A 16,441-nucleotide genomic window follows, 5' to 3' on the forward strand; every position below is an offset into this window, starting at 1 on the left:
CCTGGTGGGGGGTTCGTGCCGTGTCGAGTCGAAAGGGTGGAGTGTTTCATCTGGATTGAGCATGTGTGACCCCGCTCACGTGGCGTTCACTGTCCGGCGTCCGCTCGTCGCAGGAGCCGGAGGTCGCCGTGCGTACCGCCTACCGAGTGATCGCCTATCTCGTCGCGCTGGAGGTCCTGATCCAGGCCGCCGCGATCGCCTACGCCGTGTTCGGTCTGTCCACCTGGATCGAGGGCGGCGGGGTCCTCGACAAGGCCGGGATGGAGAGCGAGACGACCGACTTCACCGGGGTCGGCGGGTTCGCGCTGCACGGCATCAACGGGCAGATCGTCGTCCCGGTGCTGGCGCTGGCACTGCTGGTCGTCGCGTTCTTCGCGCGCGTCCCGGGTGGGGTGCGATGGGCGGGGATCGTCGTCGGGCTGGTCGCGCTGCAGGTGCTGCTCGGCATCCTCGGGCACTCGGTGACCGGGCTCGGGGCGCTGCACGGGCTCTGCGCGCTCGCGCTGTTCGCCGGCGCGGTCGTGGCGGGGTACCGGGCCGGTACGCGGTCCGGTGCCGCCGCGACGGCCGGCGAGCGGGTCGCCTGAGCCCGGGAGCTCCGCCATCACCGCCGACCCCGCACCGCGGCCCCCGGACACGCGTCCGGGGGCCGGCGTGGGTGTACCGGCTCCGCGGCAGCCCGTCGGCACGGCGCCGCCGGGGCCCGGCTCCGCCTCCACGGCACCGCCGGAGCCCGGAGCGCCGCTCGGTCCGCTGGTGGAGCTGCCGCCCGGACCGCCGGACGGCCCGCCCGCACCGCCGCGGCCCGGGCGTCGCCGGGTGGTGGTGGCGGTGCTCGCGACGCTCGCCCTGCTGGCCCCGATCGGCTGGCTGTGGTGGGGGAGCCTGCTGCCGGCCCCGTACGCGGTGACCGACATGGGCTACGTCGACACCGGCGGCGGCGCCCCGGTCCCGGAGATGCACGACCACCACGGGGCGGGCGTCGACACCCTGCGCGAGACCTCGACGGCCGCCCCCGCCGTGTCGCTGACGCTCACCGCCCGCAGGCAGGCGATCCCGCTGCCCTCGGGCCGCACCCTCGACGGCTACACCCTCAACGGGATGTCGCCCGGCCCGCTGATCCGGATCCGGCAGGGCGACGTGCTGCAGGTCCGGCTGGTCAACGCCGACGTGCCGGACGGCATCACGCTGCACTGGCACGGCGTCGACGTCCCGAACGGCGACGACGGCACCGCCGGCGTCACCCAGGACGCCGTCGGGCCGGGTGGGGAGTTCGTCTACCGCTTCGTCGCCCGCGACGCGGGGACCTACTGGTACCACTCGCACCAGGTCGCGAACACCCAGGTGCAGCGCGGCCTGTACGGGGTGCTGGTCGTCGAGCCGCGCGACGGCCCCACCGGCCCGGACGTGGTCGCCGCTGCCCACGTCTACGAGGGCGCACGCCTGCTCGACGGCCGCCGCGCCGTGCTGCCCGTCCCCGCCGCGCCCGGCACCCGGGTCCGGGTCCGGATGGTCAACACCGACAACGGCCCGACCTCGGCGTGGGTGACCGGGGCGCCGTACCGCCTCGTCGCGATCGACGGGGCCGAGGTGCACGACCCGCCCCCGGTGACGGGGGAGTCGGTGCTGCTCACCGCGGGCGGGCGGCTGGACCTGGAGGTGACCGTGCCGCCCGGCGGGGCCCGGGTGGAGATCGGCGGCAACGCCGCGGTCGTCCTCGGCGACGGCCCCGGCCCGGCGGCGGCACCGCGCCCGGACCGCGTGCTCGACCCGCTGGTCTACGGCATGCCCGCGCCGCTCGGGTTCGACCCGGCCGCCGCGGACCGCCGCTTCGACTACGACATCGGCCGCCGCCCCGGCTTCGTCGACGGCGTGCCCGGTCTGTGGTGGACGGTCAACGGGCACATGTGGCCGGACGTGCCGATGTTCATGGTCGCCCGCGGCGACGTGGTGCGGATGCGGATCGCCAACGGCAGCGGCGAGGTGCACCCCATGCACCTGCACGGGCACCACGCCGTCGTGCTGTCCCGCAACGGGGTGCCCGCGACGGGCAGTCCCTGGTGGATCGACTCGCTCGACGTCGCGGACGGCGACAGCTACGAGATCGCCTTCGTCGCCGACAACCCCGGGGTGTGGATGGACCACTGCCACAACCTGACGCACCCGTCGGAGGGGCTGATGGCGCACCTCATGTACGAGGGCGTGACCACGCCGTACCGGGTAGGCGGGCCGTCGGGCAACGACCCGGAGTGAGCGGGCTCAGCCGCGGTGCCGGGACCGGCGCGGGGTGTCCGGGTAGGGCTCGGGGAAGCCGTCGTCGACCGGGCCGGGCTGCGGCGGCTGCGACGCGTGCGGCGGCGGCACCGGACGGCCCGGCGGCGGGCCGGGCGGCATCGGCGGCGCCGGCACCGGCGGCTGTCCGACGGCGCGGGGTGCCGGGGCGAGGGCCCGCTCGCGGTCCCGCTCGGCCTGGTCGCGGAGCAGGTCGCGGATCTCCTTCAGCAGGTCGAGGTCGGTCTCCAGGGCCGGGTCCTCGGAGTCGCGCTTGCGGCGCTCCTGGAGCCACTTCATCGGGAAGACGACCAGGAAGTAGATGACCGCGGCGGTGATCAGGAAGGTGATGACGGCGTTGAGGAAGCTCGCGTAGTCGAGCTGCACCTCGTCGGTCAGCGGGATCGTGCCCGGGGGCACGGCGTTCTCCCCGCCGGAGAACAGCCGGAGCAGCGGCTCCAGGAACGCCTTCGTGAAGGCGGTGACCACGGCCGTGAACGCCGCACCGATGACGACGGCGACCGCCAGGTCGATCACGTTGCCACGCAGCAGGAATTCCTTGAAGCCCTTCAGCACGCCGGAGCACTCCTCGAGATCGGGTCGGGGGCGGGGGGTGGGTCCGGCGAAGGAGGGTAACCGGACCGTGACCTCCGTGCCGGGCCTGCGCCCGCACCGTGCGGCCCGGCGCGGCGGACGGGACGCGCCGGTCGACGGGCGGCCCGGGTGCGGGGTCGCGGGTCAGGCGGTGGGGCCGGCCCCGGCGGGGCCCTGCGGGGTGACCGGGCGGGCGGCGATGAGCCGGTCCAGGAAGTCGCCGGCCTCGCGGGCGGCACGGTCCACGTCGCCGTCGGCGATGGCCTCGACGATCCCGGTGTGGGAGATGTCGTCCTCGGTGCCCGCGGTGCCGGGCATCGTGGTCTTCACGCTGTCCGCGACCGCCTCCACCACGCCCCGGTAGAGCTCGACGAGCAGGCTGTTGCCCGCACACCGGACGACGGCCACGTGGAAGTCGGTGTCCGCACGGGCCGCACGCTCCAGGTCCGCGGTGTCCGGCTCCTCCCCGCGACGGCCGTGGGCCGCGACGGCCGCGACGGCCCGGTCGCGCTCGGCCAGCGCCGTCCGCAGGACGGTCAGGTCGGCGTCGGTCCGCCGGGCGGCCGCCATCCGGGCCGCCTCGACCTCCAGGGTGCGGCGGACCTCCAGCACCTCGCGCAGCTCCGGGCCGCACAGCGTGCGCAGCGCCCCGGACAGCTCGGTGGTGGCCCGCACGTAGGTGCCGTCGCCCTGGCGCACCTCCAGCAGGCCGCCGTGGGCGAGGGCGCGGACGGCCTCGCGGACGGTGTTGCGGCCGACCTCCAACGACGACGCCAGCTCCGACTCCGGCGGTATCCGGGCACCGACCGGCCACTCACCGCCGGTGATGGCGGAACGGAGCTGGTCGATGACCTGGTCGACCAGTCCACCGCGGCGCGCTGTGACGAGAGGCACCGGATCATCCTTCCATCCGAACATCCTACGTCTGTAACAATACTGTTTCGTGAGCATTGCTGAGCAGGAGACACGCGCGGAGGAGACCATCGCCACCGGACGGGCCGAGGAGACCGGGCCGTCGCGCCGCGGTGCGCTCGTCGGGACCCCGCTGCTCGTCGTGGGGGTGGCACTCGCCGCCTCGAACCTCCGCCCGGCCGTGACCTCGATGTCCTCGGTGCTCGGCGAGGTCCGTGACGGCCTCGGCGCCTCCGCGGTCTGGACCAGTGTGCTCACCGCGGTGCCCACCATCTGCTTCGGCCTCGCCGCGATCGCCGCGCCGCTGCTCTCCCGCCGGCTCGGCATGGCCCGCGCGATCGGCCTCGCGATGGCGGTGCTGACCGCCGGGCTCGTGCTGCGCGTCGTCGACGGCCCGTGGGTCGTGCTCGGCGGCACCTTCGTCGCCGCGGCGGGCATCGCGATCGGCAACGTGCTGATCCCGGTCGTGGTGAAGCAGTCCTTCCCGCACGCCGTCGGCCGGGTCACCGGCATCTACACCGCCGCGCTGGCCGCGGGCGGTGGGATCGGCGCCGCGTTCACGCCGCCGCTGGAGCCGCTGCTCGGCGGCTGGCGCGGCGCGGTCGGGGCGTGGGCGCTGCTGTCGCTGGCCGCGCTGGTCGTCTGGACGATCGGGGCCCGGCACGGTGAGCCGGAGCCGGTCGTGCGCGCCGCCGACGCGGGGGAGCGGCGCCCGATGGTGCGCCGCCCGCTGGCCTGGGTGGTCACCGCGTTCTTCGGGCTCCAGGCCTGCGTCGCCTACGTCGCGATGGGGTGGCTCTCGGAGCTGTTCGTCTCGGTCGGGGTCACCCGCACCGACGCCGGGCTGATGCTCGCCCTGATCAACCTGATCGGCATCCCGCTCAGCTTCGTCATCCCGCCGATCGCGCTGAACCGGGCGTCGCAGTCGGGCTGGATCGTCGGGCTCGCCTGCTGCTCGCTGGCCGCCGTCGCCGGGCTCGCGATCGCCCCGGCCGCCGCGCCCTGGCTGTGGACGGTCCTGCTCGGCGTCGGCATGGCGGTCTTCCCGCTGGGGCTCGGCGTGATCGCGCTGCGCACCCGGGAGGCCGCCGAGACCACCGACCTGTCGGCGATGGCACAGGGCTTCGGCTACCTCATCGGCGCGACCGGCCCGTTCCTGTTCGGGATCCTGCACGGGCTCACCGGGTCCTGGACGCCGTCGCTGGTGCTGCTCGGCGCGGTGATCGTCGCCGAGATGGTGCTGGGCTGGGTCGCGGGACGCCCGCGCTACGTCTGAGGCCCGCCCGCGCGGCGCCGGGCCGCTGATATATGAGAGCCCCCGGTGCCGCGTCCGGCGTCGTGGGCCCGGTGTACCGTCGTGACTGCCCGATCTCCCGGCGCATCCCCGCCCGGCGGCGGCCCGAGATCGGGGTCCTCGATCCGTCAGGGAGTACTCGTGACCGACACCGCCCTTCCCCCGGCCGGGGACACGGCGCGGCTGGTCGACCAGACCGGCCCGTACTTCGGCCGCTTCGGCGGCCGCTACGTCCCGGAGGCGCTGGTCGCCGCGCTGGACGAGCTCGAGCAGGCCTACCACGCGGCCATGACCGACGAGGCCTTCCAGGCCGAGCTCGCCGAGCTGCACCGCACCTACTCGGGCCGCCCGAGCCTGGTCACCGAGGCGCCGCGGTTCGCCGCGCACGCCGGTGGCGCGCGCATCCTGCTCAAGCGCGAGGACCTGAACCACACCGGCTCGCACAAGATCAATAATGTGCTGGGTCAGGCGCTGCTCACCAAGCGCATGGGCAAGACCCGGGTCATCGCCGAGACCGGCGCGGGCCAGCACGGCGTCGCCTCGGCCACGGCCGCCGCCCTGATGGGCCTGGAGTGCGTCGTCTACATGGGCGAGGTCGACACCCGGCGCCAGGCGCTGAACGTCGCCCGGATGCGGATGCTCGGCGCGGAGGTCCGCCCGGTCACCTCGGGCACGCGGACCCTCAAGGACGCGATGAACGAGGCCATGCGTGACTGGGTCACCAACGTGGCCGACACGCACTACCTCATCGGCTCGGTCGCCGGGCCGCACCCGTTCCCGGCGATGGTGCGCGACTTCCAGCGGATCATCGGCGTCGAGGCGCGGCAGCAGGTCCAGGACCTCACCGGTGCCCTTCCCGACCTGGTCTGCGCCTGCGTCGGCGGCGGCTCCAACGCGATGGGCATCTTCCACGCCTTCCTCGACGACACCTCCGTCGAGCTGGTCGGTTTCGAGGCCGGCGGCGACGGCGTCGACACCCCGCGGCACGCGTCGTCGATCGGCGGCGGCGACGTCGGCGTCCTGCACGGCTCGCGCAGCTTCATCCTCCAGGACGAGGACGGCCAGACCCGCGACTCGCACTCCATCTCCGCGGGCCTGGACTACCCGGGCGTCGGCCCGGAGCACTCCTGGCTGCACGACCTGAAGCGCGCCCGCTACGAGTCGGTCACCGACGCCGAGGCGATGGAGGCCTTCCGCCTGCTCTGCCGCACCGAGGGCATCATCCCGGCCATCGAGAGCGCGCACGCGCTGGCCGGTGCGCTGCGCGAGGCGAAGCGCCTGGGCGAGGGCAAGGTCGTGCTGGTCAACCTGTCCGGCCGCGGCGACAAGGACGTCGACACCGCCGCGAAGTACTTCCAGCTGATCGACGACGAGGGCAACGCCGTGACGGACGGAGCGGTCTGATGGGCAGCGTGCAGCAGCGGATCGAGGCGGTCCGGGCCGAGGGCCGTGCCGCGCTGGTCGGGTACCTGCCGGTCGGCTACCCGACCGTCGAGGGCTCGGTCGAGGCGATGCGGGCCATGGTCGCCGGCGGCGTCGACGTCGTCGAGGTCGGGCTGCCCTACTCCGACCCGCTGATGGACGGGCCGGTCATCCAGCGCGCCACCCAGCAGGCACTGGACAACGGCGCCCGCTCCCGCGACGCGTTCACCGCCGTCCGCGGGGTCGTCGACGCCGGCGCCCCGGCCGTCGTCATGACCTACTGGAACCTGATCGACCGCTACGGCGTCGAGCGGTTCGCCGCGGACCTGGCCGAGGCCGGCGGGTCCGGCCTGATCACCCCGGACCTGCTGCCCGACGACTGCGACGACTGGCTGGCCGCGTCGGAGAAGCACGACCTGGACCGGATCTTCCTGGTCGCGCAGACCACCACCCCGGAGCGCATGCGGATGACCGTCGAGTCCAGCCGTGGCTTCCTCTACGCCGCGTCGCTGATGGGTGTCACCGGCGTCCGCTCGGTCGGCGTCGAGGCCCGTGACCTGGTCGCCCGCGCGCGCGAGGTCGCGACCCTGCCGGTGTGCGTCGGCCTGGGCGTGCGGACTGCGGAGCAGGCGGCCGACGTCGCCTCCTACGCCGACGGCGTCATCGTCGGGACGGCGTTCGTGCAGGCGCTGGAGACCGGCGGGCCGTCCGCGGTCGAGTCGCTCGCCCGCGAGCTCGCCGAGGGCGTCCGCGCCGCGGAGCGCGTCTCCGCCTGACCCTCCTCCACCGGCCGCGTCCGTCCTCGTGGGCGGGCGCGGCCGTCGTGCGTCCGGAGGGCGTCGGCAGCCGCCGGGTCACCGCTCCCGACCGGCCACCCGCCGATCGACCCGGCGGTCCGGATAGGCCCCGCCGGTCTCCGGAGCGCCCGGGGGTCCGGGCTCCGGCCGTGCCGGCGTGCCCGCCCGCGCCGCCGGAGGCCGACTGCGCGGGACCAGCGGTGGTCGCGCGCGGTGAACGTCGTGTTCCTGAGAGTCATCGCGCCGGTCGGTCGTACGTCCGTACTCCGACCGGAGCGATCGGTCCCCGCCTGCCGGACACCGGCGACCGGACGGCGGTGCGCGTTCTCAGGAACGCAACCCCGTCCCGGTGGGGTTCCTATGTTCGTGTCACCGCACCGCGGCCCGCTCCCCCTGGATGCCGCGGCGGTGGCCGGGGCTCCCCACCCGGCCGGTTCCACGAACCGGAGTGATCCGATGACCCGCCCCGCCCTGCGCGGACGCGCCCCCGGCGTCCGCCCGACCGTAGCGTCGCACCCGCGACCGGCCCGAGGCCGGTCCGTGACGGTCCACCGCTCGCGCACCCACCACCCCCGCCCGCTGCGGGCACCCTCACCGGCCGGGCGCACGCCCGGCGACCGGTGACCCGCCCGGTTCCGCATCCGGTCACCGCACCCCTGCGGCGGGACACCCCGCCGCCCGCCGACGCCTGGCTGGCGCACCGCCGCGCCCGCACGGTGTGGGGATCCGTGCTGGTCACGGTCCTCGTCGGCCCGTCGCTGATCTGGATGCTCCGTTCCGGACCGCAGCCGCTGCTGCACCAGCTCTCGGTGCTGACCGGGCTGCTCGCGCTGTCGGCGATGGTGATCGTCGCGGTGCTGCCGTCCCGGGTGCGCGGGCTCTCCGGCGCCCTCGGCCTGGAGACCCTGCTCGGCCTGCACCGCAGGCTCGGCGTGCTCGCCGGGGTGCTGGTCGCGCTGCACCTCGCCTGCGTGGTGGCCGACCACCCGGAACGTGTCGGGCTGCTCGTGCCGCTCGCCGCACCGGCCCGCGGCCAGGCCGCCACCCTCGCGACGATCGCGGTCGTCGTGCTGCTGGTGCTCGCGCTGCGCGGTGTCCGGTCCGGCTCGCACGAGGTGTGGCGCTGGCTGCACCTGAGCCTGGCCGCGGTCGTCGTCGGCGCGTCGTCGCTGCACGTGCTGTGGCTGAACAACCTGGTCGGCGACGCCGTCATGGGGCCCGTGCTGGGCGGGCTCGGCCTGCTGCTGGTCGCGGTGCTGGTGCTCCGCTGGGGCGCCCGCGCGGCGACCGGCGAGTTCCGGGTGCACGTCGTGCGCCCGGAGAGCCCCACCGTGTCGACGCTCGTCCTCGCCCGGCCCGGCCGGCACGCCGGACCGTGGTTCCGGCCCGGCCAGTTCGCCTGGCTGCGGCTGGAGCGGATGTCGGTGGAGGAGCACCCGTTCACCATCGCGTCGTCGGCGTCCGACCGCGGGCGGGTCGAGTTCACCGTGCGGCACACCGGCGACTTCGCCGGGCGGCTGCGCGAGCTGCGCCGCGGCGACCCGGTCTGGGTGGACGGACCGTACGGCTCGTTCACCCCGGACTCGGTGCCGTCCACCGGGCTCGTGCTGATCGCGGGCGGCGTCGGGATCACCCCGATGATGAGCATGCTGCGCACCGCCGCCGACCGCGGCGACCGGCGGCCGTACCGGCTGGTCGTGCACGCCCGCGACCGCGCCGACCTGCTGTTCCGGGCCGAGCTCGCGCACCTGCGCACGCTGATCGACCTGCAGGTCACCGAGGTGCTGCGACGCCCGTCGGCGGACTGGTCCGGGGCGACCGGGCCGATCGACACCGCGCTGCTCGCCGCCGTCCTGACCGACCTCGACGACCCGGCCCGCCGGCTCGACTACTTCGTCTGCGGCCGACCGCAGCTCGTCGGCGACGTCCTCGCCACCCTCACCGCGCTCGGTGTCCCGGACGACCGGGTGCACACCGAGCAGTTCGCCCAGGTCTGAGAAGGGGAGGAGAACCCATGTCCCGCCGGATCCCCGGCCCGCTCCGCTGGTCGGTGCTCGCCGCACTGGCCGCGGTCGCCGCCGTCGTGCTCGCCCAGTACTGGGTGGCGACGTCGGCCGCCACCGACCAGCAGCAGGGGTGGACGCAGACCCGGTGGGGTCCGCTCGGCCCCGCCGACCGCGACCTGCTGCAGAAGGTGCGCCTCGCCGGTCTCTGGGAGGCCCCGACCGGGCAGCAGGGCGAGCAGCAGGCCACCTCGCCCGCCGTCCGCGAGGTCGCCCGCAAGCTCGGCGTCGAGCACCACGACCTCGACGAGCTGGTCCGCTCCACCGCCGAACAGCTCGGGGTCCTGCTGCCCAGCAGGCCCAACGACCAGCAGATCGGCTGGATGAACGACCTGACCGCCCGCACCGGGACCGACTACGACCGCCAGTTCGTGCAGATCCTGCGCGCCGCGCACGGCTCGGTCCTGCCGGTGATCACCGACGTCAAGGTCGGCACCCGCAACGAGCTCATGCGGCAGTTCGCGAACGAGGCGTCGGTGTACGTCACCCGGCACATCGGCTACCTGGAGTCGACCGGGCTGGTCGACTACGCGGCGCTGCCCGCCCCGCCCGACCCGGTGCCGACCGGGACCCGCACCGCGTCCGACGTCGTCGTGCCGGCGCTGGTGGTCGGGGTCGCGCTGCTCGCCGCGGGTGGGCTGCTCATGACCCTGCACCGGCGCGGCCGCCCGGCCCCCGGCCCGGCCGCCGCCCTCGTCCCCGCCCCGCGCCACCCCCGCGACGGCGCCCGGCGGGCCCTGCCGGTCGGCCCGCCCGACCCCTGGGACGAGCTGGCACACGTGCCGCCCGTCCGGCCGCAGCCCGATCCCGAGCCCGGCCTCACCGACGCCACCCCCCACGACCTCGACCTGGACACCGACACCGGAGCGCCGCCCTCCCGCACCACCGGAGCGCACCGCACCGCCCCGAGGAGCCGATACCGATGAGATCCACCACCAGCCGCAGCAGGACGATCGCGGTCACCGCGCTCGCCCTGGGCCTGCTCGTCGCCGGGCCCGCCGCCTATGCCGCCGGGGCCGCCTCCGCCGACCGGAGCGACCGGCCGGCGAACGTCGCCTCCGGGCCGTCCGACTCGACCGGCTCGTCCGGCTCGTCCGACGGCGCCTCCGGGTCCGCGGGGTCCTCCGGGAGCGGCGGTTCGTCCGGGGGCGGGGGGCACGACCACTCCGGGCACACGGGCTCCGGCTCGTCGGGCTCCGGCTCATCGGGCTCCGGTGACGGGTCCGGTGACGGCGCCGGGGCCGGGGCCGGCGGCGGCTCCGCCGACCAGGGTTCCGGCGGCGCGGGGGACAAGCCCGACGCGGGCAAGGACGGGGAGAAGAAGGGCGCGCAGTCGGCGCTCGACATCCTCGCCGTCGACTGCTCCGGCAGCCGGCTCACCGCCCACGACGGCTTCCAGAAGGCGCCCCGCTGCGTGTCCACCGCGTTCGGCGAGGTCGCCGACGCCGACCGCAGCCCGTCGCTGCTCATCACCCAGGCCCCGACGAAGGTCCGGCCCGGGGAGGCGTTCCGCCTGACCGTCAGCACCCGGAACCTCGTCCGCGACCGGTTCCTCCCCGCGGCCCAGGGCGGCTACTACGCCGAGGCGTCCCTGCTCAACGGCCAGGGGCTCCAGCGCGGCCACTTCCACACCGCCTGCCGGATCCTGCCCGACCCGGGCGAGGCACCGGACTCGTCGCCCGATCCGCTGTTCTTCCAGGCCACCGAGGACGGCGGCGGAGGGGCACGGCCGGACAGCGTCACGATCGACGTGCCCGGGGTCGAGCAGACCGGCGAGCTGCAGTGCTCGTCGTGGGCGGGGGACGGGTCGCACCGCACCCCGATGATGCAGCGGGCCAACCAGACGCCCGCGTTCGACTCGGTCCGGATCGAGGTGGGCTGACATGCGACTCTCCGGACCCCTCCTGACCATGGTCGCCGTCGGCGCGGTCGCCGCCGGGGCCGCGACGGCCAACGTCGTGCTCACCGCGGAACCCGAACCGCTGCCCGCGGCGGCCCCCGCCGCCGTCGAACAGGCCGCGGGCTCGCTCGCCCTCCCGGCGGCGCCCGCTCCGACGGCCGCCCCGGCACCGGCCGCGACCGGCAAGGTCGTCTACAAGGGCCGGTCGACGAACGGGAAGGTCACCGTCGACATCTGGGTCACCGACGGCGCCGTGAAGGCCTACGTCTGCGACAACCGCGGCATCGAGTCCTGGACCAAGGGCACCGCCACCCCCGGCGGCACCACCCGCCTGACCGGCAAGGACGGCGCGGAGGTCGAGTACACCGTCGCCGACGGCGTCGCCACCGGCACCGCCCGCGCCGACGGGAGGTCCTGGGACTTCACCGCGGCCCGGACCGACGCGTCCGACCCGGCCCCGGCTGCGACGCCGGCCCCCGCACCCGCCGAGGCCCCGGCCCCGGCCGAGGCGCCGGCTCCGTCCACCGGCGGCAGCGGCTACGGCGGGGGGTACTGATGTCCCCCCGCGCGCGGCACGCGGACCGCGAGCTCACCGACCCGGTCGGGTTCGCCCCGGTCTCCGCGGACATCCCGACCCCCCGCGGCCCCGAGCACAGCGGCGGCTGGGCCGCCGTCCCGGAGCCGTCCTGGGCGCCCGACCACGACCCCGACGGCGGCGCGGACCGGTGGGCGGGCACCGCCGACCGTCGCCGCGACGCCGTCGCGGGGGACCTGTTCACCCCGACCGGCCCGCTCACCCCGCCCCCGGGCGGCGGTTCGGGCGCCCACGGGGTCACCACGCCGCGCCGCCCGGCGCGGGACGCCGGGACCGCGGGTCCCGGCCGCCCGCGCCGGGCCGCCGGTGACCTCCCGCCCTCCGGATGGGCTGAGGGCGCCGACGACACGGCCTGGTCCGGGAGCACCCCCGGCCGCTCCCGGCCCGCCGGCGCGGACCGGCTGCACTGGTCCGACGACGTCGACCACCGCGGCCGGCCGGCCGGCACGGCCGACCACCCCGACGCCTACGAACCGCTCGCCGGCTACGCCGAACCCGGCCGCTACGACCGGACGGGCGACTGGACGGCCGACGGGGCCGATGCCGGCGCCCCGGCCGAGGACCCGGCCGCCGCGTACCGCGAACGCCCCGCACGCCCCGCCGTCCGCGACCGGGCCGACGGCGACGACGGCCCCGGCCGCCGGCCCGGTCGGCGCGGCCCCGGCCGTCGACGGTCCCGCGCGACGGCACCCGACCCGGCACGCGCCCGTCGCCTCCCCGTCGCCGAGGCGGCCCACGACGTCGCGCTCCCGGCGGAGGGCCTGTCGTGGCGGGTCGTCGCCCTCCCCGTCGTCATCGGGTCGCTGGTCGCGGTCGCGCTCGGCGTCTGGGCCCGCCAGCACGTCGGCACCGGCGTCGCGGTCAACCTCGCCGGGTTCTCCAGCGGCGCCGCGGCCAAGGCGTGGCTCGGTTCGGCCGCCCTGGTCCTCGCGATCGTCCAGGGCGTCACCGGCCGGATGATGATGCGCGGCTACGCCGACCCGGTCACCGCGGTCGCGCACCGCTGGTCGGGCCGCGCCGCGGTGCTGGTGACCGTGCCCGTCGCCGTGCAGTGCCTCTACGCGTTCGGCTGGTCCGGCGCGACGACGTCGGCGCTGCTGCACTCGGCGCTCGGCTGCCTGTTCTACGGCGCGTTCGTCACCAAGATGCTGCTCCTGCGCCGCCCCGGCGTGCCCGGGTGGCTGCTCGCCGTCGCGGGCGGGGTGCTGCTCGCCGTCCTCGCCGGGGTCTGGCTGACCTCGGCGCTGTGGTTCTTCGCCGGCCACGGCCTGTCGTTCTGACCCCCCCGACCGCTCCCACCGTCCCCCGGAGGTCCCCCGTGTCCCCGATCCCGCGCCGCCGGCTCCTCGCCGGCGCCGGTGCCGCCGTGGCCTGCTGCGCCGCGGGCTGCGCCACCTACGGAACCCCGCGCGACACGGCACCCGCCGCGCCCGCGCCGACCACCTCCGCCCCCGCGGCGGCCGCCCCGAGCAGCAGCGCCGCCGCGGCGCCCGCCGGCATCGCCGCCGTCGACGACGTCCCGGTCGGCGGCGGCCGGGTCTTCGCCGAGCAGAAGGTCGTCGTGACCCGCCCGGACGCGAACACCGTCCTGGCGTTCGACGCGACCTGCCCGCACCAGGGCTGCCTCGTCGACCAGGTCTCCCGGTCCGGCATCTCCTGCCCCTGCCACGGCAGCCTGTTCGCCGTCTCCGACGGGGCCCCGCTCGACGGCCCCGCCAAGGCCCCGCTCACCTCGCGACCGGTGCGGGTCGAGGGCGGGCAGGTGGTCCTGGCCTGACGGTCCCGACGTGACGCCGCCGACGTGACGGTGGGCCCGCACACCCCCCGGTGCGCGGGCCCGCCGTCGGATGCGGTCAGGCCACCCGGCCCGCCGCGACGACGTCCGGGGACCCGCGGCGGATCATCCGCACGCCGAGCACCATCAGCGGCGCGCCGCACAGCACGGTCAGCGCGGCCGTCGCGACGACGCCGACCATCGAACCCAGCATCGGCGCGAGGAACCACATCGCGAGCCAGCCCGGCACCGCCCACCAGCCGATGACGCCCGCCCGCGCCAGCCCGGCCATCAGCACGGCCGGCCCCAGCAGGCCGAACACCTTCCCGGTGAGCAGCCAGACCTGCACCCACGGGACGCCCGCGTCGAGGCTCTCCAGCACCGCACCGGCGACGTCGGGTCCGACCCGGTTCGACATCGACGCCAGGTAGTGGTCGCTCAGCAGGAGCCCGGACATCTGCACCGCGCCGAACGCCGTCGCCGCCGCACCGACGGTCGTCAGGCCCCGGCCCCGGCGACCCCGCACCATCGCGACCGCGGCGAACGCCCCGAACACGAGGGCGACCCACCCGTAGTGCAGGAAGGCCGCGGAGATCCCGGTGACCACCGGGTCCGCGCCGAGCGAGGCGGCGTAGTCGGACCCGGAGTTGCTCGCCTGCGGCGGTGAGGTCGCGAACCCGCCCGCCACGAGCAGCGGGGTGAGCACGAGCAGGCCGCCCGCGATCCGGAGCGGCCACACGGAGGCCGCGGCCCGGTCGGCGGCGGCGTCGGCCGGAACGGCGGTGGCGGGCGTGGTGGTGGACATCGGTGGACTCCCCGTCCTCGGCGGGCCCGCCGGTCGCGGCGCCCTGAGCAGCGACGACGATGCCGCCGGACCCCGCCCCGGCGGATCGTCCCGGTCGGCCGACCCGGCGGGCCCCGGAGAGGACCCGGGCGGCCCCGGGGTCCTCCGTGGAGAGGATCCGCAGGGCCCGGATCGCCGCTAGCGTCGCGGGCGTGCGCCTGCCGAAGCCGTCGATGCCGTGGGCGTTCGCCGTGCCCGCGGCCGGGCTGTGCGCGGCGGCCGTGCTGGCCGAGGCCGGCGGCGACCCCGAGGGCGTGGGGCTGGTGCCGTCGACGTGGGGGCTGGCCGCGTTCGTCGCCGCGGTGTTCCTGCTGGCCGCCCGCGTCCCGGTCGCCGGGCCGCCGCTGATGCTGGTGCCGTTCGCGTGGCCGCCGCTGTTCGGTGGCGGCGCGGGCGGTGCGCAGCTGATCGCGCTGATGCTGCTGCTGGGCCACCTCGGCTACCGGTGCACCGGGCGGGTCGCGCTGGGCGTCTACGCCGCCACCGCCGGGTCCGCCGGGCTCTACGTCGGCATCTGGCTCGGCTCGCCCTGGGAGATCGCGTTCTACCCGTTCGTCCTCGGCGCGGCCACGGCGATGGGGGTGCTGCTGCGCCGCGAGGAGCTGCGGTCGGCGCAGCTGCGGGCGATGACCGCCGAGCTCGCCGCGCAGCGCGACGCGCTGGCCGAGGCCGCCGTCGCCCAGGAACGGGTGCGGATCTCCCGGGAGCTGCACGACGCCGTCGCGCACACCGTGTCGGTGATGACCCTGCAGGCCGGGGTGGTGCGCCGGCGGATGCCCGACGGGTCGGCCGAGCGCACCGCGCTCGAGTCGGTGGAGCAGCTGGGCCGCCGGTCGGTGGACGAGCTGCGCCGCGTCGTCGGGCTGCTGCGCGAGGAGACGCCCGGTGCGGCCGAGCCCGCGCCGTCGCTGGCCCGGCTCGAGGAGCTCGCCGCCGACGTGCGGGCGGCCGGGACCCCGGTCGTCGTCGACGTCCGCGGGCGGCTGCGGGACCTGCCCGACGACCTGGACCGGTCGGCGTACCGGATCGTGCAGGAGGCACTCAGCAACACCGTCCGGCACGCGGGGACGGCGACCGCGCACGTCGTCGTCGACCACTCCGACGGCACGCTCGTCGTCTCCGTCCACGACGACGGCACCGGCGCCCCTGGACCGGACCGGGCCGGGTACGGGCTGGTCGGGATGCGGGAGCGGGTCGAGCTGTTCGGCGGCGAGCTGGCGGCCGGGCCGCGCCCGGGCGGCGGGTTCGCCGTGCACGCCCGCTTCCCGCTGGAACGGGGGACACCGTGATCCGGGTCGTGCTCTGCGACGACGAGGCGCTGGTCCGCGCGGGCCTGCGGATGCTGCTCGACGGTGAGACCGACGTCGACGTCGTCGGGGAGGCCGACGACACCGCCTCCGCGGTCCGGGCGGTGCGGGCCCTCGACCCGGACGTCGTGCTGATGGACGTCCGGATGCCCGGCGGGGGCGGGCTCGCCGCCGCCGCGGAGCTCGCCGCGGCCGGCTCGACCGTCCGGGTACTGGTGCTCACCACCTTCGACGACGACGCCGTCGTCGACGCGGCACTGCGCGCGCGGGTGGCCGGGTTCCTGCTCAAGACCTCCCCGCCGGAGCAGCTGCTCGACGCGGTCCGCCGGATCGCCGCCGGCGGAGGACAGCTCGACCCGGCCGTCGTGCCGCGGGTGATCGCCCGCTACGCCGAGGCCCCCGCCCCGTCGGCCCGGGCCGAGGAGCTGTCCCGGCTGACCCCGCGGGAGACCGACGTGCTGCGCGAGGTCGGACGGGGCCTGTCGAACGCCGAGGTCGCCGCCGCCCTGCACCTGGGCGAGACGACGGTGAAGACCCACCTCGGACGGGTGCTCGACAAGCTCGGCCTGCGCGACCGCGCCCGGGCGATCGCCTTCGCCCACGAGAGCGGGCTGCTCGGCGACCGCTGAGAACCCTGCGCGCGAACGACGGGCTCGGCTGGTCCGGAC

15 protein-coding genes and 1 pseudogene are annotated in these 16,441 nt (G+C 76.3%); 13 read left to right on the forward strand and 3 right to left on the reverse strand.

The window, feature by feature from the left end:
• Positions 1 to 65 precede the first annotated feature (65 nt).
• Both DMP17_RS28155 and DMP17_RS28160 read left to right on the forward strand, forming a co-directional pair.
• A complete protein-coding gene (locus tag DMP17_RS28155) occupies positions 66 to 587 on the forward strand; it encodes a DUF6220 domain-containing protein (RefSeq protein WP_337831078.1) in 522 nt (173 codons plus the stop codon).
• A gap of 67 nt (positions 588 to 654) precedes the next feature.
• A complete protein-coding gene (locus DMP17_RS28160; RefSeq protein WP_308016881.1) occupies positions 655 to 2,253 on the forward strand; it encodes a multicopper oxidase family protein in 1,599 nt (532 codons plus the stop codon).
• A 216-nt stretch (positions 2,254 to 2,469) separates the two neighbouring features.
• Here the strand turns inward: DMP17_RS28160 and mscL are convergent.
• Positions 2,470 to 2,847: pseudogene (mscL, locus tag DMP17_RS46480) on the reverse strand (large conductance mechanosensitive channel protein MscL); the annotation flags it as partial.
• Positions 2,848 to 3,009: 162 nt separating this feature from the next.
• The gene (locus DMP17_RS28170) at positions 3,010 to 3,759 is read right to left on the reverse strand and encodes a FadR/GntR family transcriptional regulator (protein WP_337831079.1); all 750 of its coding nucleotides are present in this window, start codon (positions 3,757 to 3,759) and stop codon (positions 3,010 to 3,012) included.
• A 49-nt stretch (positions 3,760 to 3,808) separates the two neighbouring features.
• Between DMP17_RS28170 and DMP17_RS28175 the strand changes: the two genes are divergently transcribed.
• The 9 genes from DMP17_RS28175 to DMP17_RS28215 all read left to right on the forward strand — a co-directional run bounded on the left by DMP17_RS28175 (position 3,809) and on the right by DMP17_RS28215 (position 13,625).
• Positions 3,809 to 5,053, forward strand: coding sequence for a CynX/NimT family MFS transporter (locus tag DMP17_RS28175; protein ID WP_308253066.1), 1,245 nt, complete (start codon positions 3,809 to 3,811; stop codon positions 5,051 to 5,053).
• A 159-nt stretch (positions 5,054 to 5,212) separates the two neighbouring features.
• Positions 5,213 to 6,475, forward strand: a complete 1,263-nt coding sequence (trpB, locus tag DMP17_RS28180) for a tryptophan synthase subunit beta (protein ID WP_226354682.1) — start codon at positions 5,213 to 5,215, stop codon at positions 6,473 to 6,475.
• Positions 6,475 to 7,269, forward strand: coding sequence for a tryptophan synthase subunit alpha (trpA, locus tag DMP17_RS28185; RefSeq protein ID WP_337831080.1), 795 nt, complete (start codon positions 6,475 to 6,477; stop codon positions 7,267 to 7,269). Before trpB ends, trpA begins: the two co-directional genes overlap by 1 nt.
• 641 nt (positions 7,270 to 7,910) lie before the next feature.
• Positions 7,911 to 9,287 carry a ferredoxin reductase family protein gene (locus DMP17_RS28190; RefSeq protein ID WP_083658629.1) on the forward strand — a complete coding sequence of 459 codons (1,377 nt, stop codon included), beginning with the start codon at positions 7,911 to 7,913 and terminating at the stop codon, positions 9,285 to 9,287.
• Between the two features lie 17 nt (positions 9,288 to 9,304).
• The gene (locus tag DMP17_RS28195; RefSeq protein ID WP_226368187.1) at positions 9,305 to 10,279 is read left to right on the forward strand and encodes a DUF4142 domain-containing protein; all 975 of its coding nucleotides are present in this window, start codon (positions 9,305 to 9,307) and stop codon (positions 10,277 to 10,279) included.
• On the forward strand, positions 10,276 to 11,235 hold the full coding sequence (locus tag DMP17_RS28200; protein ID WP_337831081.1) for a hypothetical protein: 960 nt from the start codon (positions 10,276 to 10,278) through the stop codon (positions 11,233 to 11,235). Before DMP17_RS28195 ends, DMP17_RS28200 begins: the two co-directional genes overlap by 4 nt.
• A 1-nt stretch (position 11,236) precedes the next feature.
• Positions 11,237 to 11,809: a hypothetical protein gene (locus DMP17_RS28205; RefSeq protein ID WP_226354686.1), complete on the forward strand. Its 573-nt coding sequence runs from the start codon at positions 11,237 to 11,239 to the stop codon at positions 11,807 to 11,809.
• Entirely contained in the window at positions 11,809 to 13,128 is a 1,320-nt protein-coding gene (locus DMP17_RS28210; RefSeq protein WP_337831082.1) for a DUF6529 family protein, read from the forward strand. The genes DMP17_RS28205 and DMP17_RS28210 overlap by 1 nt, the downstream gene beginning before the upstream one ends.
• 38 nt (positions 13,129 to 13,166) lie before the next feature.
• Positions 13,167 to 13,625, forward strand: a complete 459-nt coding sequence (locus DMP17_RS28215; RefSeq protein ID WP_337831083.1) for a Rieske (2Fe-2S) protein — start codon at positions 13,167 to 13,169, stop codon at positions 13,623 to 13,625.
• 76 nt (positions 13,626 to 13,701) lie between these two features.
• On the opposite strand, the gene DMP17_RS28220 is transcribed toward DMP17_RS28215, so the two are convergent.
• The gene (locus DMP17_RS28220) at positions 13,702 to 14,427 is read right to left on the reverse strand and encodes a hypothetical protein (RefSeq protein WP_337831084.1); all 726 of its coding nucleotides are present in this window, start codon (positions 14,425 to 14,427) and stop codon (positions 13,702 to 13,704) included.
• A gap of 191 nt (positions 14,428 to 14,618) precedes the next feature.
• Between DMP17_RS28220 and DMP17_RS28225 the strand changes: the two genes are divergently transcribed.
• Together DMP17_RS28225 and DMP17_RS28230 are read left to right on the forward strand one after the other, a co-directional pair.
• Positions 14,619 to 15,755, forward strand: coding sequence for a sensor histidine kinase (locus DMP17_RS28225; RefSeq protein WP_226368191.1), 1,137 nt, complete (start codon positions 14,619 to 14,621; stop codon positions 15,753 to 15,755).
• Positions 15,752 to 16,402, forward strand: coding sequence for a response regulator transcription factor (locus tag DMP17_RS28230; RefSeq protein WP_337831085.1), 651 nt, complete (start codon positions 15,752 to 15,754; stop codon positions 16,400 to 16,402). Before DMP17_RS28225 ends, DMP17_RS28230 begins: the two co-directional genes overlap by 4 nt.
• Positions 16,403 to 16,441 lie beyond the last annotated feature (39 nt).

This window comes from Pseudonocardia sp. TMWB2A (assembly GCF_017312135.1).